At 43.0% G+C, this 22,868-nt stretch carries 26 protein-coding genes; 5 read left to right on the top strand and 21 right to left on the bottom strand.

Features of this window, described 5'->3' with window-relative positions:
- Nucleotides 1–567: 567 nt before the first annotated feature.
- The 16 genes from H065_RS0109590 to H065_RS0109515 form a co-directional block, all read right to left on the bottom strand.
- Entirely contained in the window at nucleotides 568–2,760 is a 2,193-nt protein-coding gene (locus tag H065_RS0109590; RefSeq protein ID WP_017812834.1) for a hypothetical protein, read from the bottom strand.
- Between the two features lie 2 nt (nucleotides 2,761–2,762).
- Complete coding sequence (locus H065_RS0109585) at nucleotides 2,763–3,044, bottom strand: hypothetical protein (RefSeq protein WP_017812833.1); 282 nt, start codon at nucleotides 3,042–3,044, stop codon at nucleotides 2,763–2,765.
- Entirely contained in the window at nucleotides 3,041–3,628 is a 588-nt protein-coding gene (locus tag H065_RS0109580; protein ID WP_017812832.1) for a putative phage tail protein, read from the bottom strand. The genes H065_RS0109585 and H065_RS0109580 overlap by 4 nt, the downstream gene beginning before the upstream one ends.
- On the bottom strand, nucleotides 3,621–4,700 hold the full coding sequence (locus H065_RS0109575) for a baseplate J/gp47 family protein (RefSeq protein WP_017812831.1): 1,080 nt from the start codon (nucleotides 4,698–4,700) through the stop codon (nucleotides 3,621–3,623). The genes H065_RS0109580 and H065_RS0109575 overlap by 8 nt, the downstream gene beginning before the upstream one ends.
- 4 nt (nucleotides 4,701–4,704) lie before the next feature.
- Nucleotides 4,705–5,055: a DUF2634 domain-containing protein gene (locus tag H065_RS0109570; protein ID WP_152425858.1), complete on the bottom strand. Its 351-nt coding sequence runs from the start codon at nucleotides 5,053–5,055 to the stop codon at nucleotides 4,705–4,707.
- Between the two features lie 56 nt (nucleotides 5,056–5,111).
- On the bottom strand, nucleotides 5,112–5,399 hold the full coding sequence (locus H065_RS0109565) for a DUF2577 domain-containing protein (protein WP_017812829.1): 288 nt from the start codon (nucleotides 5,397–5,399) through the stop codon (nucleotides 5,112–5,114).
- Between the two features lie 2 nt (nucleotides 5,400–5,401).
- Nucleotides 5,402–6,367, bottom strand: a complete 966-nt coding sequence (locus tag H065_RS0109560) for an XkdQ/YqbQ family protein (protein ID WP_017812828.1) — start codon at nucleotides 6,365–6,367, stop codon at nucleotides 5,402–5,404.
- A complete protein-coding gene (locus H065_RS0109555; protein WP_017812827.1) occupies nucleotides 6,364–7,119 on the bottom strand; it encodes a LysM peptidoglycan-binding domain-containing protein in 756 nt (251 codons plus the stop codon). The genes H065_RS0109560 and H065_RS0109555 overlap by 4 nt, the downstream gene beginning before the upstream one ends.
- A 1-nt stretch (nucleotide 7,120) precedes the next feature.
- Entirely contained in the window at nucleotides 7,121–9,052 is a 1,932-nt protein-coding gene (locus tag H065_RS0109550; RefSeq protein WP_017812826.1) for a hypothetical protein, read from the bottom strand.
- Nucleotides 9,053–9,234: 182 nt separating this feature from the next.
- Nucleotides 9,235–9,657 (bottom strand): phage tail assembly chaperone, encoded by a 423-nt coding sequence (locus tag H065_RS0109545; protein WP_017812825.1) that lies wholly within the window; start codon nucleotides 9,655–9,657, stop codon nucleotides 9,235–9,237.
- Nucleotides 9,658–9,840: 183 nt separating this feature from the next.
- A complete protein-coding gene (locus H065_RS0109540; RefSeq protein WP_017812824.1) occupies nucleotides 9,841–10,302 on the bottom strand; it encodes a phage tail tube protein in 462 nt (153 codons plus the stop codon).
- A 1-nt stretch (nucleotide 10,303) separates the two neighbouring features.
- Nucleotides 10,304–11,620: a phage tail sheath family protein gene (locus tag H065_RS0109535; RefSeq protein ID WP_017812823.1), complete on the bottom strand. Its 1,317-nt coding sequence runs from the start codon at nucleotides 11,618–11,620 to the stop codon at nucleotides 10,304–10,306.
- On the bottom strand, nucleotides 11,621–11,782 hold the full coding sequence (locus H065_RS27855; RefSeq protein WP_017812822.1) for a YqzN/YkzM domain-containing protein: 162 nt from the start codon (nucleotides 11,780–11,782) through the stop codon (nucleotides 11,621–11,623).
- A gap of 47 nt (nucleotides 11,783–11,829) precedes the next feature.
- Nucleotides 11,830–12,255, bottom strand: coding sequence for a phage tail terminator family protein (locus tag H065_RS0109525; protein WP_017812821.1), 426 nt, complete (start codon nucleotides 12,253–12,255; stop codon nucleotides 11,830–11,832).
- A 324-nt stretch (nucleotides 12,256–12,579) separates the two neighbouring features.
- On the bottom strand, nucleotides 12,580–13,053 hold the full coding sequence (locus H065_RS0109520) for a hypothetical protein (RefSeq protein ID WP_017812820.1): 474 nt from the start codon (nucleotides 13,051–13,053) through the stop codon (nucleotides 12,580–12,582).
- Nucleotides 13,054–13,382: 329 nt separating this feature from the next.
- The gene (locus H065_RS0109515; protein WP_017812819.1) at nucleotides 13,383–13,889 is read right to left on the bottom strand and encodes an ArpU family phage packaging/lysis transcriptional regulator; all 507 of its coding nucleotides are present in this window, start codon (nucleotides 13,887–13,889) and stop codon (nucleotides 13,383–13,385) included.
- Nucleotides 13,890–14,350: 461 nt separating this feature from the next.
- Here H065_RS0109515 and H065_RS0109510 point away from each other — a divergent pair, with 461 nt between their 5' ends.
- Both H065_RS0109510 and H065_RS0109505 read left to right on the top strand, forming a co-directional pair.
- Entirely contained in the window at nucleotides 14,351–14,791 is a 441-nt protein-coding gene (locus H065_RS0109510; RefSeq protein WP_017812818.1) for a helix-turn-helix domain-containing protein, read from the top strand.
- A 107-nt stretch (nucleotides 14,792–14,898) separates the two neighbouring features.
- Entirely contained in the window at nucleotides 14,899–15,312 is a 414-nt protein-coding gene (locus H065_RS0109505) for an ImmA/IrrE family metallo-endopeptidase (RefSeq protein WP_017812817.1), read from the top strand.
- 255 nt (nucleotides 15,313–15,567) lie between these two features.
- On the opposite strand, the gene H065_RS0109500 is transcribed toward H065_RS0109505, so the two are convergent.
- The gene (locus H065_RS0109500; protein ID WP_017812816.1) at nucleotides 15,568–16,281 is read right to left on the bottom strand and encodes a metal-dependent hydrolase; all 714 of its coding nucleotides are present in this window, start codon (nucleotides 16,279–16,281) and stop codon (nucleotides 15,568–15,570) included.
- Between the two features lie 254 nt (nucleotides 16,282–16,535).
- On the opposite strand from H065_RS0109500, the gene H065_RS0109495 reads away from it, so the two are divergent.
- A complete protein-coding gene (locus H065_RS0109495; protein WP_017812815.1) occupies nucleotides 16,536–17,036 on the top strand; it encodes a hypothetical protein in 501 nt (166 codons plus the stop codon).
- Between the two features lie 150 nt (nucleotides 17,037–17,186).
- Here the strand turns inward: H065_RS0109495 and H065_RS0109490 are convergent, their stop codons facing one another.
- Both H065_RS0109490 and H065_RS27850 read right to left on the bottom strand, forming a co-directional pair.
- The gene (locus H065_RS0109490) at nucleotides 17,187–18,026 is read right to left on the bottom strand and encodes an EcsC family protein (RefSeq protein ID WP_017812814.1); all 840 of its coding nucleotides are present in this window, start codon (nucleotides 18,024–18,026) and stop codon (nucleotides 17,187–17,189) included.
- Nucleotides 18,027–18,307: 281 nt separating this feature from the next.
- Entirely contained in the window at nucleotides 18,308–18,472 is a 165-nt protein-coding gene (locus H065_RS27850; protein ID WP_017812813.1) for a hypothetical protein, read from the bottom strand.
- A 424-nt stretch (nucleotides 18,473–18,896) separates the two neighbouring features.
- On the opposite strand from H065_RS27850, the gene H065_RS0109480 reads away from it, so the two are divergent.
- Both H065_RS0109480 and H065_RS0109475 read left to right on the top strand, forming a co-directional pair.
- Entirely contained in the window at nucleotides 18,897–19,310 is a 414-nt protein-coding gene (locus H065_RS0109480) for a hypothetical protein (RefSeq protein WP_017812812.1), read from the top strand.
- 60 nt (nucleotides 19,311–19,370) lie between these two features.
- Nucleotides 19,371–20,078 (top strand): AIM24 family protein, encoded by a 708-nt coding sequence (locus H065_RS0109475; protein ID WP_017812811.1) that lies wholly within the window; start codon nucleotides 19,371–19,373, stop codon nucleotides 20,076–20,078.
- 238 nt (nucleotides 20,079–20,316) lie between these two features.
- On the opposite strand, the gene budA is transcribed toward H065_RS0109475, so the two are convergent.
- Both budA and alsS read right to left on the bottom strand, forming a co-directional pair.
- Entirely contained in the window at nucleotides 20,317–21,042 is a 726-nt protein-coding gene (budA, locus tag H065_RS0109470; RefSeq protein ID WP_017812810.1) for an acetolactate decarboxylase, read from the bottom strand.
- 75 nt (nucleotides 21,043–21,117) lie between these two features.
- The gene (alsS, locus tag H065_RS0109465; RefSeq protein WP_026136132.1) at nucleotides 21,118–22,794 is read right to left on the bottom strand and encodes an acetolactate synthase AlsS; all 1,677 of its coding nucleotides are present in this window, start codon (nucleotides 22,792–22,794) and stop codon (nucleotides 21,118–21,120) included.
- Nucleotides 22,795–22,868 lie beyond the last annotated feature (74 nt).

Below are 22,868 nucleotides of genomic sequence, written 5' to 3'. Positions count from 1 at the left end.
TTCATGAACATAAATATGAAAATGAGTCTTTACAGTGCTGATTCAAACGATGACATCATTACACTCAGTTGATCATACTGTTTTGGTAATTAGTTCGGCTGCCTGTCTCAAAAATGGTAATACAGTAAACATTAAGAGCTGCTACAGGTAAGCCAATTAAGATTCACCTCCTGATAAAATAAAGTCCCCTATATTAGCCTGTTGTTTTGTGATCTCTTGCTTAAATTTGTCAGGCTCAGAAAGTTCCGGTAGTAGATTAAGAGTGTCAATTTCTTCTACTGTTGCTCCTCATACCCAAAGCCATGAATCATATTGTGGTTAAAAAGATTCTGAGCAAGTATCCTGGTCTTTGGCTAACCTCTTTTCAAGATCACTTAGATTTAATCGAGGGTTATACAACCCTGCTGGTATGCTAATGCCAACTATATAACCAGTTTTCAACTTTCCTTCATTTAAATAAGGCTGAATTGTAGAATACTAATTATCGATAATCAATTTGTATTACAAATAAAATCCTTTAGCATCAAAAAAAGTTACAGCCTTCATTTTTAATCACCTTTCTTTAATCTATAATTCCGTAGGAAATGTAAATATTAGAGCTAAAATATTATTTGATGCTATGCCACTGCCTTCTAACTTAACTGCTCCATCTGGATATATATCCAAATTAGTTGGTCTTAAGCCTGTATTATCTCTATAATAAGTCAGTGGTTGAATTGTTCTTTTAGGTTTATATCCTGGAGGAAGGCGAAACACTGTTGTTTGTCCTAAGCTAGAACCTCCAGACACAAGTCCTTGTACAATAACTAAACCATCAGAAGTTTTTCTATATCGTACTACGGTATCAGAATTAAGCGCAGCCCACCCATTTAAAAGAGTAGGATAAAGCCATGGAGTTTGATCTTTATCAGCTTTTTCATTCTCTACTATTGATACACGATGAGAAATTTGCTCTACACTCTGTATCAGCTCAGAGAGTATAGATTTTTCGTTATAAAAATAACTGCCTATGAAGGAACTAACCGGATATTTATCTAAAGGAACATAGGTTACTGAATAAGACGCATTAATATCATAATTTTCAAAAGACTGCTGAGCTAACGCCCCCGCATAAGTTACAGTATTTGGATATAAGGTCCATTTATCGTTTTTATTATCTTTATAAATAGCAATAAATTTATCTATTCTTTGCTTAGTTAAGGAATTGTTATAGCCAATGCCTATACTCGATGGAGAACCGTTATTTATATTCCAAGCTACTTGATCACGATAGGGATTAGCTCGTTCCCTTAAAACTATACCGGATCCGATTTCAATAGTGTTGTCTCCTTCTATAAAACTTAATTGGCCTTCGAAAGTTAAACATTCAATAGCTGGCGTTGATAAATGATAAATAATCATATAATCAGTTGTTGGACGAGATATACGGTATCCCCCAGAAATTAAAAGCTCAGGTCTACCTAAAGGTACAGTAGACACATTGCCGCTATAATCTCTACCATTAAAACTAGCAAGTGGGGTCCAACGCTTGTTCAATCCGTCCGTACGAGAATATACACCGAGACCATCATTAGCATTCGTAGATCCATCATACATTTTCCAACCATACATGTATGCTTTTAATTCATCTGTAGTCGGTGAGTATCCATCTGCCCAACCACTATCAGTTGATGAGATTGTTAAATACAAATTACCTGTACTATCGAAGGAAGCTACATCTGCTTTATTAGAAACAGTATTCGGCATAATGCTTCCATCAAATTTCATTGGAATAACAGCACCAGGTGAATAAGATTCATATCCGACAATTTTAATTTCCTTAAAACCTGATAAACTAGCACTAATTATCCAATTTAAATCACCAGATAAGGTGTGCTTCCGCCAAACAGTGTTTTTATAATACTGTCTGTCCGATCCTACAAATAGTGTGTCACAATCTGTTTCATTAGCAATCACTGGCGAGGCTATTAATTCCGTATCAAACGCTAAAAATGCGGCTACTTCTTTTTGAGCTACACTTGTCCAACGTATTGCATAAGGGTTACGTATTCCTGCAAAACCTTCCGTATAAGGATATTTCATAGCAACCTGTTCTGTCGTCATTTTATCAAGAGCAGTATATTCTGTATCCGAAATTTCATACATTCTAAGTCCATCAGCATAAGCTACATTACCTGATGCAGTCGCATTAAGTCTGGCAACAATTTGTGTACTGCTTACATCCACGGTGGGTGCATATTTCATGAAAACAGTAACCCATTTACCTTTATCAGTAAATATAGGGGTACTTACAGCAGTTCCCTGCAGGGCTAGTAGTACACTTTTCGCCGATTCATTATAGATATGCCCTACAGCAACGTATTTTCTGCCTGCTTTTAACTGATATGGTTTGGTTGAAACTGCATCTGCAATGGTATTGGCAGTAGTTGCTGTGATTTTTACTGAACCTCCACCAACTACACTTTTATTGTTATCCAGTGTAATTGTTGATTGAAAACCAGCTAATCCACTGAGGCTTTTATTCTGTCCCCATGTACGTGCCTCCAGATTTAAAAGTAAGCGCCCTGTCAGTCCAGAAAGTCGAAATGGTGTATCCCGTTTAGTTGTTATTGTCTGTATTCCAGGCTGTAATACAATTTCTTGTCGCATTTCTGTATCCAATCGTTCGTGCAGATCCCCGAGTCCTGCCTCAATACGGTTCATATCCTGTTCAGTTACGGTATCGTTATAGTTCCAATCCGTTTTTGCCCGATAATCCATACTTACGCTCCCTTCACTTCTACATATTGTTTAACAACTGTATCTGCAACAACAGGAATAAACACTTCGCTACTGCTGATAACTTCATTACTGGCAGAACGTAATTCTAACTGGGTCACCGATGAGAGATCCGCTGCTGGAATCAAATATTCCAGCTCTACTATTTCATCTGTCACTTGTTTGATTCTAAATTGATTGATATCGTAATCGCCATTCAGGGTTACTTTGGCTATACGTTGGTTGGTATAATCAGCTATTTCCTGTAGATAACTATTCTGAATCATAGGATTCTGATCTCCTCTCCCAGCGTAGTAAATGGTGTGCTTCCGAGCTTCCAGCGGGTAGACAATCTAGTATTACGTTCAGTGCTATAACGATATGCCGTTTCGCGAAGCATAATAGACTCACGTAATGAGGTTTGCTGTACATAAGTCATATTAGCCGGTTTAATCGTCTGCACTGTGTAGTTCACTTCTTTGAATATTGAAGCATCTGTCAGATTGGCCATAACCGTTAGTGCAAAATTTTGGATATCTACGGTTGCATTTGCTTTGCCTGCCCCCAATAGCTGATCTAACTTCTGTTGTAAATAACGAATAGTAAAGGGCGGCTTGGTTGTATAGCGGTTCACAATCCGACGGCGGCGAAAATTCAGCGTTTCGATTGTTGGGTCTGCCTGGATTTGCAGTTGTTGCTCCCTACGACGCAATGATATTTCGCTAGACGTCATAACAAACTGGTCCGCCAGTAACTTCAAGCGATTAGCTTCAAGCTGATCCAACTCGATCTCTTCTGTATTTAACAAAGCAAGAAATTCTCTTATGGAATGGTAATATTCTGGCTCATACTGCATTAGTCGGTTATTCAAGGGTACCTACTCCTCCCCATACGGCAATCTGTTCAGTTCCCAACATTAGATTTACCGGCTTACCATTCACCATTGTATCTGTGACATCTGCAACCCCTTTAATACCTACAATACGAGCATCCAGCTGGCTAATACGAATAATAATCCGCTCTTGATCTTTCCATTTAGCTGTCAGTTCTTTCACATATGCTGCCAGTGTATCATTGACATCCAGTTTCACCTGCCCTACAGTAACACCCGGTTCCAATGTAAGTTTTGTACTTACTGTAATGGCTACTTCTTCCACTCCTGCAATAGTGACCCGATGTCCAATTGGAGCAAGACCTATACCTTCTCCACTATTTACCACTGGATCAATAGCTGTTTGTACACGATTAATCAGCTCTGTTGAAGGGCGACGTCCATTACTGGCAATAATGGTACATTTGACCGTTCCTCCTCCTTTCCAGACCGGAAACACTTTGACTCCGCCAACTCCCTCTATCTCATTGATGGTTTGCTTGTAATCTGAGATATTACCGCCAAATGGTTGTTCATTAATAGCCTGTAAATATCTGGATCTTAATGTCTCATCATCTTCGGCATCTTCTCCAGGTACAAGTACAATATTCAATTCAGCTACAGCCAGCCCGGCGATATAATCCAGCGGTAGCAAAGCTCCGGCTGTCGTATTACCAATCTCCCCTGCGGTTTCGCAGGTCAATGCATACTCACCGGCACTTAGACGTGAAGTCACACTATAAATCAACTCTCCGCTGGCGAGTCGGCTGCCAATAGGTACTTCCGTACGCGTGCCGTCTCCTTTATAAAAAATTCCTTTACGAACAGCATAAGTAGCCGGCTCCCTTTGAATGCCATACTCAGCCGTACGACGTTCCAGGTATTCGCCTGTCGCTGTATCTGCAAAAGAAAGATTTAGCTGAATATCCAGTTCAGCGTACATTTGAGCCAGCTCCAATGCCGCTGGTGCTAAGGCATCATAGATGATACTACCCTCTCGTTTATCCATTTGGTCCGCTACACGGTCCAGCATACGCTCCAGTAAAACTTCATACGTTTGTGCCTCATACATGAATTCAGCTCACCTCCTCGTTAATCTGAAACGAACCATATATGGTTTGCACCGTAAAACTCACCCGGATGTCATCCCCTGAATTCCATATTGTAAGAAAATCGTTAATTTGCTCAATCCGATCATCCTGCAGAAGAGCTTCCGTGATCATTCTCCGAATTTCCGCGCGTACATATAGTTGATCTTTGCCAAGAATCTCTTTATATTCCGTACCATAATCATTGCTATAAATCAGGTGCCGATAACGCTCTGTCGTAAGGATTTTCAATACAGCCTGCCGTAAAGAATCCAGGCCATCTATTGTACCGGCAATAGTTCCACGTTCCCAATCCACCTTGTACGTTAATCCAGACATAATCAGATTTGTTGTATCAATGTCCTGATCCGGTTGTAGTTGCAGCCCCGTCGGAATCATAGGCTATTCACCAGCCGATCCAGCACAACATAGCTTTGACCGCCTTGGACACGAAGCAGCAATACTCTATCGCCAATCTGTAATCCGGTCGTCAGCGTTCCATTTTGCTCCTTAGTCAGCTTGCTGATCGTTTCTGGTATAACCAATACTGCAGCCGGAAGGGTAAACCGCTGATCAATATTAATTTCCAGCGGCTGATTATTTAATACAGTTCCATACATCACTGCCATAGGATTTGCGTTAGATACTGCTCCCAGACTCGCCTTACGAATAACATCAAGCATATTTACACCACCTTCACATCTAGGGACATGGTATGATCTGTCCCTGAAAATTTGTGACTGCATTCTTCTACCAGATAAACCTGTACTTCAAATTCATCAAGTAAAATATAAGCAAATTGTCCTGCACGCACGTTGACATCACCAATTGCATCTACAGATAGGGTAACCTGTTCGCGATTATACAGCTTCAGATTGAGTGAGAGTGCTTCTTCAATTTGAGCTATATTCCAGTTATCCTCTGCTTTTTCGTATTTTTGTAATAATCCCCATGCTCCTATATTATTGGAGTCTTTTTTTATAAAAATATCTCGATGTCCGGTATCTTTATTGTCACGGTAGAATTTGATCTGATTATACGTCTCTGAGTCAATACTTTTCTTGATAGAATAATCATACAAATAATGGCCTTGTCCCAAGATAACAGAGGGTTTCATACTTCGAATATCCTGTAATCTGAGCTTCCCGAAATCATCATAAAAGACCATGAGTTGTGATTTATACGCCAGTGTATGGTCTAGAGCACCCATGATAATATCTAGCAGCTTTTTATTATCTTCAATCAGTGACGGAATGGTGTATTTACCTTTATCCAGTTTTCCCAGCTTTAATTTATTTTTAATTGCGATTTGCTGGATTACCTCATCTGCAGTTACATTGGTAAAAACAAAGGTGTCATTACCCAGCAAGTAGCGTACCTGATCATAAGCAGTTATCTTTATCTGTTTATCTGTACCAGTACTCACAGTAAAAATATAGCCATAAAAAAGGTTCGCTCCATTGTAGATGAAGCGAACCACATACCCATTTTGTACATCAAAGTCTTTTTTCTGGTATAGACCATCACTAACCAACGTAAATTCCAATGAAGCTGGCTTGCCTATCCGGCTGGTCTTCCAGGTAATATCAGAGGCAATGCCAGAGATATCCCAGAGACTGCCTTGCTTATTATCAATATGGAGCTGAATCATTTGGCGGCCTCTTTCTGTGGCAGCTTGATCACCATTCCAATTGGCAGGTTACGCAGCTCACTATCTTTAATATTGTTAAGCTTTTGAATTTCTTTATAATGACTTCCATCACCCAGTTGTTTTTTGGCAATCTTCCATAGCGAATCTCCAGCAACCAATTTATAGGTTTTAGGAGTTTCTTTAGTATCAGTACGCTTTTTGGCTACAGTAGACTTTTCCTTGTCTTTTTTAATTTTGACTTTAAGTGCACGGTAAAAGACATACTCTTTCAAGGACAGCTTAAATTGGATGTCGCCCGATTCTCCTGCCGCCAGTGTCCAATCGAATTTCTCGATACTGACTGCCATGTTGATTGCCATAAATGCCCTGTTTGAAGTAAATCGTTCGGCTTTAGCTGATACAGCTTGTTTAGAAGTATTTCCGTATAAAGCGTAATCTGGAAGTTGTAAGGAAGAAAAAACAAATCGGATGGGACGCTTAGTCTCCATCCATTTTTGAATCATCTCTACATAATAATATGGCGTTTGCAATTCCCTACCAACAACGAACGGGTATCGTTGACCCGGAAAAAAGCTCTCCAGTGTAATTTCACGCAGCTTATTCGGCTGAATTGAATTAATTTCCCCAAGCCCAATAATGGTGTAGTTCTTTCCGTCTCCGCTACTGTTAATTTCAATTTTTTCAGGATTGACTGGTAAACGAACGACTTCATCCTGATTATTATAAGTTAAAAAGAATCCGTACTCTTCCATATCACATATACACCCCCTGCGCAGTTGAGACAAATTCTTCTTCTAGTTTCTGTCCGATACGACTAACAATAGTATCAAGATCCGCACCATTATTAATATCGCCTGTTGTCACTTGTACCGTTGGGGTCAAACTCACAAAATGTTGAATTGCTTGCAGTTCAGCTAAATCACGTAGCAATTTTATATCTTCACTGGAAATATCGACTGGATCTTGAATGCCGCGAATTTTATCAACATTTTTCACATTATTAATATCACTAGGCATATTGGGAAGATAATGATTTAAATAGTCATTTGTTGCCGCATTACCTTTATCACCTTTTTTAGGTGGATACTCTCTACCATCGCCCAAAAAACTATTTCCCATAAAGTTAAATGCGCCACTGAGCCAACCAGCTATTTCAGGTCCCATTGCCATCAGCTTTGTTGTATCATAGTAATCTTTTCGCGGTAATGAAACTACATTTTTATCAGAGGTTGGCTCTGGGATAGAGTCCATTTGCTTTTTAATTTCATTACTAAATGTGTGCCCATTTGCTTTGATTTCTTCGTCTGTAGAGATATGAATTTCTTGTAATCCTGAATTATGAAATTGATTGATCAAAGGCAACATCGAATTATAATAATCAGCGACTGGCTTTATAGCCTGATTGATAGCACTTGCAAAACCGATAGCAAAATCTTCGGCAGCCCTTGTGAGCCTGTACATCAATCCCAAAAAACCAACTTTTGTAGAGTATACAAATTGATCAAAAGCGTATTTAGGATCAATAAATAAATTAGCTAAGAATTCATATAAAGTAGCGAAATGATTATATAACATAATAAAAAAGTTTAATATAGTACCAAAAAACACAAGAAAACTACCTATTAGATAACCGAGCACATCTTCACCGGTGATACCAATCATGCTTAGATACATTATGACAACAGCTATAAGTCCAATTACCAATATTAAGGGGAGATTTAGCAAAAACAATAAAGTTCCTATTATAATTAATTGCGAAATAATGGTAACCAAAAACACCGTCGCAATCGCTATCAAAATAGGTTTAATAATTGACCAATTCTCCTGTACGAAGTTAATCAATTTTAGAAAACCTTCTACTAATATTCTGACTACCCCAGCCAGAACACTCAAAACACTACCCACCTGCTTAATAAATGGATCAAATTCTCCACTAGCAAAAGCATCATTTAATTTTTTTAACAGTGGCAACAATGTGCCCATAGCACCTTCTCCCATTTGACTTAAACTATTTTTAAAATTGTTTACTAATGTATTCCACTCGTTAAAAGGGGTATCTACCATATGGTCAAGTGCAGCTTTTGTTTTCCCAGATTGATTCATGATTTGTTCGAGTGAAGTAATGAAGCCACTCAAGTCTCCTTGGGAAGCTTTTTCTTTAATGCCTGACTGGTCAATAACCCCTTGAGAAATACCAAAGTTTGAAGCAAGTCCAGATGAATCCCCAGAGTAAGCTTTAATAAGGGAATCTACACTGTCGCTCATACTTTTGTGATCTGGAGATAGTATACTCAAGCGATTAGCATAGTCTATCAATTTCTCAAGTTTATCCTGTTCATCTGTGATTGAAAAAAGACTAATACCACCCTTCAAATATTCTTGTACATCCTGTCCCGTTCTTAACGCTTCTGCTTTAAAAGAATCGAATATTTTATTACCTTTATTATTTCCACCAGAATTCACAATAATTAAATCTTTCAAGGATTGCTGTTGCATCGCAGGCATTAATGTCATTTCTGCAATCGATTTTAGGCTTTCATATATCATTTGTATGGATTTTTTAACTTTCTCAATGAATTGACTGAATTTCTCTGACATCTTATCGATTAGTTCTTGGATACTGTTGAATAGACCAAGAACGGCACCTGCGCTTTCCAATGCTGCTAGAAAACCGGCAGCTGGCATAAGTATTCACCCCTTTCTGGTCCTCTTCCGTTGTGACTGCTTTTCTGCCTCTACTCGAACAGCAATCATAGCATAAATGGCGGCACGTTCATGATCAGACATTTGCATAAGATCCTGCGGAAGAATATGCAATTCATGGAGGGCGTAGTAAGCAAAATTAGCTTCACTATCGCCCCCACTAATTAGTTTTTTACTTCATTTACCAATTCATTCATATCTCGATTAAAGCCATTCAATTCCTGTACTCGTTCACCTAAAGCTGCAAACTCACCAGGCAACAGCATCTTGCGTAATAGTGACTCCGCTCCCATCACACCATAAGATTTTTGAAGTTCTGCATTTTTTAGATCTGGGTATACTATGCTGGCACTAATCAATTTAGCCATATATTCGTTAGGTTCAATCTCTGGTGTATACATGCCATTCTTGCCCTTTACTTTACGAGTGGCTGCTTTACGGCATTCCTGATTTTCGTCCTCATTCATGCTGCGGAGTTTCCAGCTTACAGGGTTACCATCTGCATCTTTGAAGCGTGCAGACACTACAAATTCCTCTACCACATCAGAAGATACGTTTTGTGCAAAAAATAGACTTAATTCACTCATTGATAATTCCTCCTAATAGTTATAAATATAGTTATTCACTTAATATATACTTGGATATCCTATTACATATTTGTTCAGACATATGACAGATGTACCGGAATAGCTCCAATTGTAGGATCTTTGCCTCCGGTACATAGGTCAATTTTTCATATCATTAATTAGTTGTTATAAGAATAATTCGAATTAATGAGCTGGTGCTCCAAAGGCCTGATTAATATCTACTCCATCAAAAGTAAAGCTTACTTCTTCTTCTAGTGCATCCGATTCGGTGTCCAGTGATGCCATAATGACACTGTCCAGATTCACATCACGCAGAATAATAGTCTGGTAACCAATGCTGGATGTTGGATCTTCATTTGTCACTTCAATATCAAAGTACGTGTCTACACCGGTTTTCATATAATCCAGCATCATTTGACGAAAGCGAGAAGTCATGTAGAAAATAGTCATGGTACCTGATCCGGACCAGCCTGTTGCTTTGTGCTGCACTCCACGGCGTCCCAATGTTTTCACTTCAGCTTTTTGTTTCTCTACTGTAGCTTCCAGCGTTTTGATATAAAACATTTCCTCTACTTGATTATTAATTGTTGCAAATGCGCGGCCTTCTTGGCCGGAAATGGTGTCTTTTGCTTTTAGAAATGTCATCTTAAACCACCTTCACTTTCATGTATACTTTTTCAACGGAATCTACTGGTTGCACATTGACTTCCACTACAATACTATCTACTTCATTACCTGCAGTCACACTGATATCAGCTTGAGCATCAAAATTCTGTACTGCTCCGATATTCTGTAGATCAGTCAGGTAAGCTACACACTGTGATCGGAACAAGCTACGTCCATCGGTATTATTGTTCACTTTACCAATAAAATAGGATTCAAAAATACGTTTAAGATCATTAGCAATACTGTCGAGTACACGTACTACACGGTTCTTGGCGAAATGGCGTGCTTTATCCGGTGTATAGGACACAAACGTATTGATATCTTGTTCCACTACTGCACGATCGCTGCTGGCTGTAAATACGAACTCTCCTTTTCGCAAAGCTGATTCAGTCTCAGTATGGGTCAGCTTGCCATTCACATCTACAGCATCGTCATAAGCACTATAGGTCAAAGAAGCATTAACCGCAGCACCGGCAGTCGCTCCTGTTACCCAGGCTACACTTTGCTTTGCGTCCAGTACAGTGCCATCACTTAGCACAACACCATTTTTGACACTGATTACACCTTCATGATCAGCGTTAGGATAATTGGCCAGTACAGCCTGTACCTTTTTGCCTTCATTGCCGCGCAAGCGTTTGATATAAGCAGCATATACAGATTTTAGAGAGGCATCATCCGAAACCAAGCCAACTGTCTGAAACTCTAAAGCCTCAAGTTGCTCCAGATATGCAGTATGATCTGCATTGGTGGCCAGCGCGCTTGTACCTCCAGCTAGTGGAGCACCTGCTGTCGGTACAGGAGTTCCCTTACCACTAAAGACAACGTAGGTGTTACTCACCAACTGTTCTACAGCACTTACGGTCTGCTTATCGACTACTGTACCCTCTAGCAGCGTGGTTACGTCGAATTGTTTTTCATTATTAATATTTGCTTCCACTACAATGGTCAACTGATTGCCACGCGTACCACTATATTTAGCTGTAGCTGTCAGAGGCTCCACTTTTACAGAAGCAGGTGTACCGTCATTTAAACGATATACCAGAAGCTTTTGTGCACGTTTGAGCGCTTCGCGAATCAGAAGCATCTGTGGAGAAGTATAATCGTACCCAAGTGTTTGTAGGGTATTATCACCAGCGGTAATAGTAAGCATTTTCTTAGGTGCTCCCCAATCCAGATTTAGCGCAAGACTTGCGGTACCACGCTCACCCAATGTTCCAGGAAGTTTGCCCTCCGATACAAAGTTGATATATACACCAGGGCGAATTTTGTTTTGTGTTGTATAAGTTCCTCCAGCCATTTAATTGGCCTCCTTATTCATAAATTGATGTAGCATGGATGTTGCTTGTTCAATAGTGTACTGTTCATTTTCTGACAGAAGTGCAGATAGTACATCTTTTTCAAGTGAAGTAAATTTTGTTGATTGCATAAATTGCTCTTTACGGTAAGATACCTCAGCCATTGTTTTCTCTCCTTTGAATACCATTTACCTGGTTTGTAAATTTGTGTTCATTTACTGATATGAGAGGCAGGATATACGTGCTGATCCATTGTATTCATCAGTATACCTGGAACTGCCGAGCGAACAGTACGTACCGGATAGTTTACCCGAATTCGTGGAACTCCATCTTCTGTATCCCATCGCAATTCGCTAGCTCGACATAAATCTTCCCCAGTCCCAATAGTCTCTAATGCCTCAAACAAATCTTCGATCTGCTCATCTGCATAGTGCCCGGCAGCCGGTACGTATCTGACTTCCAACGTATACACACGTACAAACCGATCACTACGTTCTCTTGTGAAGTCAACTGCGACTAGGCGATATTCCAATCGTGGCTGCTTTAACTCTTTTTTTTCTGCACGATCAAATGGAATATCAGGGAATTTCTCGTGCAGTGATAATTGCACATAGGTAATCACCTGTTGTGCATCCATATTTCTCCTCCTTTACCGAGAAAAATAATCATCTCCTTCGGTTATACTTTACGGAATCGAGATGAGGAATTTTTGCACCGCTTGGTTAAAGACTTATTATTTGGAATATCCATATTCCTGCGGTGTTCCGTGTCTCTCGATTTCCGATAATACAATCTTACACTGGATTTCTCCTAACGGAGACGGTGCTATGGACGAAAAAAGGACGGTTATCGGCTGAGTTCGGGGGAAGAAGAGCGGTAAAAAGACGCTAGATTATTCCGCACAAAAAAAGCCTGCCCGCAGGCAGACTTGGTGTGTTCCCGAACCTAGATATATAGTGTGTTATTCCATCGGTGATGAGGTGAGAAACACGCTGGAGAACAGATACGAAATCATGGCAAATACCGGAATACTCCACAACAATACCGGTGAACTGAGCCACCCTGGCAGTGGAATCCACATCATGATCGCCCAGCTAACGATGATACCGATTCCATTAAATAGAAGAAACTGCAGTGGCATACGCCGAATATTCAGACGCAGCCAGCGGTTCAGCGGTGCCAGTACCACCAGCGAATAACCGAACAGCGGCACAAGAAACAGCATCCAAACAATCAACTGTGAACGCAGTCCCATCTCCGAGACGAGCACAGAGTTTTGCAGTGCAAAATTAAGATAAATCGAACTCAGGCTGCTGACTAGCAGCGAGACGACTGTACTGTCGAACAACCATGCTTTGTATACATGCTGTAATCGAAACCGGTCGGCAGCTGCCGGAATGGCAGATGTCCTCGCAGTGCGTAATTCCCTTTTCACAAAATCAGAGCTCCTGTCCATTAACATATATGGGATGATCGCCTGCAGTGGCTGGATAGCTGTCTGATCGTCTATGTATAGCGATTATCCGCAGTATTATAAACACCTACTATTTTACCATAAAATAACATAAAAACAGCAGCATATACTATATATTATCATCTTCTGTTGTTTTCTGCTTGTTAGGCGATCTTAACCTGTCATTATGAATTACCTGTGAAACCCTCAAGCGAATCAGCAAGCAAAAAAAAGCTGCCCGGCTCGGCGGACAGCTTGCTCGTTAATACTGTTTTCTCATTATTAATAAAGTACGTATTCCGTCTTACCGATCATGAAGTAGTGCACGCAGCATCCGTCCGGCGAACCCGTTTCTTTTGCGGCATCAGTTCATCCAGCCGGATCATCCCGGTATCCGCCAGCGCCAGTGCCATTTTGTAAAAAGCACGGGCACGGATTTTAACGTAGGTGTCTTTGCTGATCGGCGGATCGAACAGATAACTGTATACTTTATAATCGAAAATATCATCGTGCTTGAGATAACGTTCCCGTACAAGCAGCTGCTCACGTTCACCCAGTCGTTCCACAATGGCTTCTATCCGTTCACAATAGGCACGACGCGCTGCCGGAGTATCTACATTATAAATAGCTGCTCCTGCTGTCGGATCTCCGGTCACATTGGTCGGCCCATGCATTCTTGCTTCATATGAAGCGGTGAGCGAGGTCTCTCTCATCTCAAATGTAATCGTTTTGTAGATACGGTATTTCTCGAAAACTGCTTCTACTACAGCACGGGTCTGACGACGGTCCAGCTCAGGCAGGGAAATCATTGGATTCATTGTACAACACTCCTCGATGTAATATATTAGGTAAAGGAAATCAGCAGCAGGTACAGCACAAAGAATTCTTATCCTTAAGAGACAGTATTTCATCATTTCCATCTGGCATTTTCTTTTTTGCCTTTTGGCAATGATGGTAGATATTTAACCTTCTTTTATTTCATTTAACCATCAAAAATTCCATTTATTATCATTTGTTCGTATGTTGTTCGCATTTCATATTCCTAAGATAACATGCTTATCTGTTATTCGTAAACTCTCATTTTTAGCCGTTTGAATCAATTAATCGATTATTATCTTCATTATGCTCTATAGTTTGTGCCTTTTGGCAAAGTAAATTTTTCCATTGTTTACCTAATGGCAATATTGGGGTATAGTACATATATTAAGCTTTGGCATCTACTTCTGTATATTTAGATTGGATTCGTGTTTACAGTGCCTATAGAAAGGGTGTTTTGTCGGTGGATAATTCTTCATTTGGCAGTTATTTGAAGCAAATACGTGAGCAGAAAAACTGGAGTATTAACCAACTGGCAGACCTTGCCGGCATCAGCACCTCACAAATCTCACGAATAGAAAATGGCAAACGCGGTGTACCCAAGCCCCAGACGATTGAGAAAATCGCCAGAGCGCTGAATGTACCTTATGCGGAAATGATGGATCGTGCCGGATACCTGCGTCCGGAAGAAAATCAGCAGACACCCGAATGGGCCAATTCGCGGGATAAGCGTGATTTCAAAAAAATGCTTGAGGAAGATGGTGAATTGATGTTTGACGGTGTGCCGCTGGATGATGAAGACAAGCAGCGGATCAAGGATGTATTAACCGGACTATTCTGGGAAGCCAAACAAATGAACAAGCGCAAACCGGTCGCTCCCGATGACCGCCGTAACCGTTCCTGAAGGATCGTCATCAATGCAGACGACTGTAACATGCAGCCGTCGCATTACCGGCAGTTGGAGATTACAGCTGCACCATAACGCCAAACGCTTACGAGGTGATTGTACCGATGGATGATACTGCAGCTCATCTGGTCCACAAGTATAAGACAAACTGCCCTTTTGAAATTGCTGAAGCGCTCGGCATACATATTCGCTACATGGATCTAGGCAAGTCCACCAAAGGACTGTACTACAAAAAACTCAGACGGCGCTTCATTGTAATTAATCAGGGCTTATCCGACCAATGGCAGCGATTTGTATGTGCGCATGAACTGGGTCATGATCGCCTGCACAAAGGATTGAGTCGCTTTTTCCTGGAAGAGCACTCCTATTTCTGGCCGGGCAAGCTGGAGAGGCAGGCGAATTCGTTTGCGATTACTCTGCTGACGGCCGGGCAGGAGCAGCGTCCCGGCGAGACACTGGAAGCTTTTGCGATGCGCACCGGTATCCCCCGCGAGATGCTATATTTTTTTGACCTTTGACCGAACATATGTTTGCCGAATGCAAGGTGTGAACTGGATGTATTTCACTGCATACCAAAAAGGAACGGTCTGATCAAGCCGTTCCTTTTTGTGTTGCCTGCTATTCCTGGTAATCAATCTTGCGCATACGACTCTTCCTTAAGCAGGCAGATTCCAGCTTTTCTCTGTCTGTTCACGCTACTCCCTCTGTGTACCCATTCGCAATTCAATCATGCAAAGCAGCACTTCTGCTCTCCTGGTCTTGTATTGACTCTTTTAACCGGTTAACTTTGGCAGGAATACGATACCGGCAATAATGAGCGTCAGGATAATACAGACATTCTCGACAGCCGACCCTTTTTTGGTCCCTGTACTCATCAGATTGAAGCGCAGTTTCCACTTGAGCGGCGGCAGCAGCCTTACACCGCGATTGGTTAGCGAGTCAGCCAGCAGATGCAAGAAATAGGAAGTACCGCCAGCGATCCAGATACTGGAGCCCAGATGGGCAGTCGTACCGTACAGCAGCGCTGTCCAGGCCGCAGTACCGTAGATCGTATGGGTCAGTCCGCGATGCGGCAGGAATGTACAGATAATGAGCAGACTGCCGCCCATATAGTTCCACGGCGCGATTTCCCGTCCATAGATGATAATACCGACACCGATCAGGAACATGACTACTTTGCGCAGCGACCGGGTCGGCAAAAAGGCGACAAATACAATCGCAACAGCTATGCCAATATCCCACGGCATTCCAAATAATCCTTTCCAGAGAATCCAGACAACAGAAGCCAGCATAATTGTCTGCAAAATACGCAGGATCGGCTCCGACAGCGTCTTGGAGACGAGGATTGAATTAGGCTCATCAATATCGGGTAATAAAGAACTGACGGCAGCAGCTACTACAGCAGCCGAAGTTACAGGAACACCAGCCATCGTCATGAGCGATACCGTGAGACCTGTACTGATAATAAAGTGGGATTTCCCCATCATAAGCGTGTTCTTCCTTTCCATTTTGCTTGTGCATTGGTCATGTTGTGGGAATAATAATGTCTCCTATGGCACAGACGATATCCCGTCTGATCAGACTTTTGTAAAGCAGCTGTTTTTATTATCAGACCGATGTTAATTTTGGGATATCCGGCCCTGTAGGTCGCTGAATTATAGTATGGTAATGATAGAACCCGCTTGTTACCGAACCATTATTTCCAAGAGCCCTGTTTGGCTCCTCCCTAAGGAGAATGATTATGAGAATATCCATCAAATGGCTCCCCGTGCTGCTTGCTGGCAGTCTGCTCACCGGCTGCAGCGAATCGACTATACTGTCCGTCGATCCATTAGAACATGCCAAAGGTTATGGCGCATCCGTAGAGTCCGTTCAGGTTGTCCAGCCACACCGCACTTCGGTCAAAGTCACACCGGCCTCTGAAACCAGTGATTCGATCAAGCCGGATCAGCTGGCTGATGCACTGCTCCAGGGCAATTATGAACTGGTCTATTCCCAGACGTCTCCGGTGTTCAAACGAGAAGTATCCTGGCAGGCTTTTATGGACACCGTGCAATCCCTCAACAGCAGAGTAGATCATTATGTACCGGTAGCAGAGCAGCATATGGAAGGCACTCTGCGCAAAGTATGGATCGATGACCATAATGACCGGCAAATTACAGCGCTGTTCGCTGAAAACCATGCAGAATATCCGGACCATACCATCCTGAATATGCACATACAGCAGCTGCATCTTCATTAGGATCTTATACAGCAGTAGACGGAACTGAATTATTATAGCACATATGTTCGTGTAAATAAAAACAAAGAAGGCGGATATGACATCCAAGTGTCAATATCCGCCTTCTTTGTTTTTATCTTTATTATTTCTTATCTAATACACTATACTTACTCAAGCTTCCGCTGCACCGGACTCTGCCTGTTCCATCTGCTGCAGACGCTCCATAATGCGGCGTTTGCGATATAGCGTGCGACCGACTTCAGTTAATGCTTCCAGAGAATTTTTATTTACAAAGGAGCCAAAAATAATCCCTGCTACAGGTACTGCCTGGAACAGCTTGCGCCAGCCAAAATTATCACGGTAAGTGGTTATCACTTCGCGCCAGCCTTGAATCTGGGAGAATACTTCTTTGCCGGTATCTCCTTTTTCAAAATCAGCCAATTCCTCGAGTACCGCCTTTTTGCCGACGACATCCGATGAAGCGAATTGAAGACATTTGAGAATAAACAAACGCTCTTGGGGATCGGAAGGATAATAACCGTAACATAGAGCAATTTCCTGCAGCGCTTTGAGCGAGATACCGATCATGGCCGGAATATCTGCGGCAATGGTGAAAATACCGCCTACACCGGATGCCGCTCCTTCGAGTGCCGCCAGATTGGACCGGCTTCTGGAAATATCCATAGCTGCATTATCCATCACTTTAAGGGGCAGCTTCGCTACTTCACGCGGAGTCAGCTCGGTACCTTCCTGATCGCTAGCCTTGGCCAGACGCTGCATAATGCCTTTTGGAGAAATTAGATATTTGCCACCGTTCTGAATAAAGCGTCCCAGTTCATTGATCGCCGCTCCTATTTTGTCCCGTATGAATTTGGGCGTCATGCGATCCAGCAACATAAAAGGGATTCGGCCAATTTTATCCAGAATCGAACTCCCTCTCTGATCCTTCTCCCATTTGGCAATCTGCTGCAATTCCTGTTCCAGTTCTGTACGGCTCTCCTGTGTATGCATCCCATCGACTCCTCACTATTGATATGTATCTGTATCCTTCTGTATAGGTCTGTGTATTATGTATTATACCCGATTCTCTGCGTTTCAAGACAATTCCCGCTCTGCGTTCATTCTCTCCTGTAAGCTTAGAACAGAGAAAATTCTGCAGGGTGACTATATTGACATAATCGCTATTAAAATGAAAAAGCCGCGGAGCATCTGCCCGCGTCTATTGGTATACTATATTGGAAAACGATCATCGCACCGGGATGAACAGCCGCGTGCAAAGCACGTATCGGCTGTTAAATCATCTGTGCAGTGTCATTGGATGTATCTTGCAGGTTGTCCCGATTGTCACGTACCGGCACATAAGTTACACGGTCGATCAGCAATCCGTCACCTACAGGCTCTCCATTGACCGTAATCATGATTTTCTTGAAATTGGGATCAAATTTGGTATCGTACATGTTGTTCACTCCTTGGATGTTATAATAGAAAATAGTGATATATAAAAGATTCCATTCACGATGGATGAGAAGGCGGTAATCCGTTATACAGCATAGTTGAATCGGTTATGTCCACTTAGGTTGGCAGGTGAAAGCGCGCCGCTGGTCCACCAGGACATGTATTTATTACCCCGGATATAGATCAGTTAAACATAGGCTGTGTTCAAATGCGGATTCCGCAGTATCTATTTCTTTTGAAACTGTCTGTCAGACGGAGGCTTCTACCTGCTCATTCCTCGCAAAAAGATGCATCTTCTTTTCATTTCCTACGTAAACCGTGTAAGGCAGTACTGAATCAGCACCCGAGCAATATTCAGCGTTCTGGTTAATATATAGGTAGAATACATTTACGTCAGTACCTGCTCCATAGTAAGGAGGAATTCATGTGAAACTCAAATCCCGCTACCTGCAAACTGGTCTGATCGCGGCAATCGTTCTGTCCGGACTGACAGCTGCACAGCCTTCTGCCCACGCTGGCTGGTGGGAAGACTATAAGAATGGAATCAAAAGCTTTACCAGCCTGCCAGAAGAAGTCAATGAACTTAAACAGGGCTACAGCAATGCAATGAACCAGCTGGATCAAGCCAAGACCAGTATGGAAGCCTATCGGGAAGAAAATGCCCGATTAGCAGAACAAAATCAGCTTTTGGCTCAAACCGTCCAGCAGCTGCAAAAATCGGAAGCTGAACGTGCTGCAAGTGCACGTTTCTGGAAAACGATCGTGTTCTCCGCGATCGGACTGGTTGCTCTGTGGTTTATATTTACCCGACTCGTCCGCTTCGGACTGCGCCGCCGTTAAGCTACGGCGGCTCTTTGTTTAGGAATGCATTTTTATTTATTGGATAAAGGAGGAGCTCCCGTGCAACTGCAATGGCAGCAATCTACTCATCCGCCTGTTTCCGGACAGGCTGTCACGCTCGCATTAGCCGATCAGGAGAAGCTCCATATGCTGCATCCCGGACAGATCATCGCCTATGACGGTCCTTCCAATGGACGACATGACCGGCTGATGGATGTCAAAGGCATGTATCGCAAGCGTAATCTGATCCGGGCTGACTTTACCGGGCCATGCCGGTTTGTTACCTCTCTCCCGCCGGGCTTCAATCTGATCCCAATCACGATCGAACCTGGCAGCGATCTGTTGTATGATTTTCGCCATTTGTTCTATTATACAGAAGGTATTACTATGCAGACCCGCCTGCTCAAACTCAAAAATATCCTGATTACCCGGGATGTAGTCAAAGTGAAGTTCGGCGGTCAGGGAGAAATCGGACTGCTCACCCAGGGCACTGTTATGGAAATGAAACTGCATCTATCCGAACCGATCTATGTGGATGCACGCAGCCTGCTCGCCTATCCGGAGAATGCGGCGCTGAAGCTAAGCGTCTATGGCAATCATCTCGCCAGCCAGCATATGCGCTACCAATGGGCGATAACAGGCAGCGGTTCTATTCTGATCCAGAGTGGTCATGACAATGGTGAATTGGAACAGCATCTGAATGATGATAGTCTGTTTCGTCGTATCCTGCGTGAAGTGATTCCGTTCGGCGGCATTTTTATCAAGTAATAACAACCTATGAAAACAATTAAGAAAATGTGTAATTACAGAACCTACAGATGCAGACTGCATATTATCGATTTTTATCCTCTTTTTGTCTACAATATTCTCTTTGTCCAGCCTTGCAGATACCATAGAAAAACCTTCCTGTTTTATTGCTGACAGGAAGGTTTTTTTGTTTATCGATAGATGTTTTCTGTTCCAGACTCATCTTGCAGTTACCGCTGGATTTTTCTGTTTTTTGTACTTAGCGGGATGAACCGGAACCTTCTGCAGTCAGAATATCCTGTTCCAGATTTGGCGTAGCCAGATCGGCCTGCAGATATGTCTCACTACTTGGAAGCAGCAGATTGAACTGCTCGCTGCTGCACAGGGTGATTTTGCAGTTCTCCACGACAAAATCAAGCACATGTCCGCCGCCATTACGAGCATCATTAATAAAGTGCAGATGATAACCGGCAACGCCGATTCCCTGTGCAAAAGCCGGTGTCCAGAATCCGGCAATAATACCTTTGACATTAGTAAAGTGGAACGACGGCTGGGACTTGGTTACTTCCACGAATGGTTTGTATGGTTTCTCCTGATGAGGCACTGTACGAGTATGCACTTCACGGAAAGTACCTTCAATCCGGATCGCATGGAACAGATTCGGACTGGAAATGAGTTCATCCAGTACTTTTTCCAGCTGTTCCCGGTTCAGGGTCCGGTTCAGCTCATGGGTCTGCTGGGCTTCAAAAAAAGTCACGGTCGAAAATGGCGTACTTTCTTCCAGCAGAACGCGTTTGGCTGTACCGTTCGGATATAGATGGTAGAATGAACCGTCAAAGGCGATCATCTCTCCATCCAGCTGGTGGAAAGTACCAATTCCAAAATCACCATATTGCTTGAGTTCTCCGAACGTAATTGCACCGTCATACAGTCCGCTCAATAGTGCAACCATTGTCGAAGCCTGATATACTACAGGGTTTTTCATGATCATTCTCTCCTTTTATGGGTCCGTTCAATAGATGTATCAGTCAATGAGCATAACAAATAGAATATCGTCCGATCAGTTCATTGCATCCGGCAACAGCTTGGCACCAAGCTTGATATTATCACGGTAATCGATAGGAATATCGACCACGACAGGTCCCTGCTGAGCTAGCGCCTGGCGCAGTACATCTTCCAGTTCGCCTGGTTGGTGTACACGCAGTCCAATCGCACCAAAGCTCTCTGCGTATTTCACAATATCCACATCGCCAAAATGAACACCGGAGGTACGTCCATATTTCATTTCCTGCTGGAAGGCTACCATATCGTACGTACCATCATTCCATACAATGTGCACAAGCGGGGATTGCAGACGTACCGCTGTTTCCAGTTCCATCGAAGAGAACAGGAAACCTCCATCGCCGGAGATGGATACGACTTTCTCCTGTGGATTCACCAGTCCGGCAGCAATCGCCCATGGCAAAGCAACTCCCAATGTCTGCATCCCATTACTGAACAGCAGACGACGCGGCTCATAAGAGCGGAAGTAGCGTGCCATCCAGATATAGTGGGAACCCACATCACAGGTAACCGTTACCTGATCGCTAATCAGCTTGCGCAGCGTACGGATAAAATAAAGCGGATGAACACGTCCTGAATCGGATGGAGTAATCGCAATATCATCCTGGGTCAGCTTGTTTTGCTGGCGGCGCATCGCATTGCGTGCTTCACTGGAAAAACGCAATCCTTTTAATAGTGGTGTCAATGCATTCACGTTCATTGCAATATCGCCAATCAGCTCGCCGGCTGGCTGGTAATCCTGATCAATATCGGCTTTGCGGTTGTCCAGATGGAAGACCAGACGATTCTTCCCTTTATTCCACTGATAAGGATCATACTCGATTGGATCATAACCGATTGTTAATACAAGATCTGACTGCTGCAGCAAAATATCGCCCGGCTGGTTGCTGAACAGACCGACACGTCCATAGAAATGATCTTCCAGATCGCGCGAGATAGCACCTGCAGCCTGGAAAGTCTCTACCACAGGCAGATCTGTATCACGAATAAGTTCACGTACTGCAGCAGTGACTGCCGGTGAGCTTGCTTTCATACCGAGCAGCAGAACCGGCATTTTGGCTTGGCGAATCTGCCGGGCAACCGATTCGATTAGTTCTGCAGGTGCAGTGCCCAATTGAGGCATACGTGATTGATAGAAATTGAAATCTTTGGCTTCATGCAGCAGTACATCGGTAGGCAGACTGACAAAGGATGCACCGGGCTGCGAAGCAGAAGCTTCACGGAAAGCATTCGTAATCGCTTCGGCGACGTTGTCGGGATGTCCGACTTCGACGCTATATTTGGTAACCGGCTGGAACAGCCCGGCATTATCCATCGATTGGTGGGTGCGCTTCAGACTGGCTGTACGGGGAACCGCACCAGCAAGAGCAACGACAGGATCACTTTCGGCATTGGCGGTTACCAGACCAGTGACCAGATTGGATGCGCCAGGACCGGATGTTACCAGACATACACCGGGCTTACCAGTCAGTCTGCCAATCGCTGCCGCCATAAACGCAGCATTCTGTTCGTGACGGCATACGATTAGCTGAGGACCACGATCCTGCAGTATATCGAATACCGGATCGATCTTCGCTCCGGGAATACCGAATACATACTGTACATCCTGGGCAATCAGGGTATCCACGACCATATCGGCCCCTGTTTTTGCCTTTGTTTTGGCGGCGGCCGCCATTTCATTGTGGGAGGAATCTGTCGTTTGCGCTTCTGAAGACTGTTCAGTTGGGATCATCATATTCTCTCTCTCTG

It is taken from the genome of Paenibacillus shenyangensis, from assembly GCF_000346635.1.
In the GTDB taxonomy this organism is placed as follows: domain Bacteria; phylum Bacillota; class Bacilli; order Paenibacillales; family Paenibacillaceae; genus Saccharibacillus; species Saccharibacillus dauci.
The sequence above is the reverse complement of the archived record's forward strand: the minus strand, read 5'-3'. Positions and strand labels throughout refer to the sequence as shown.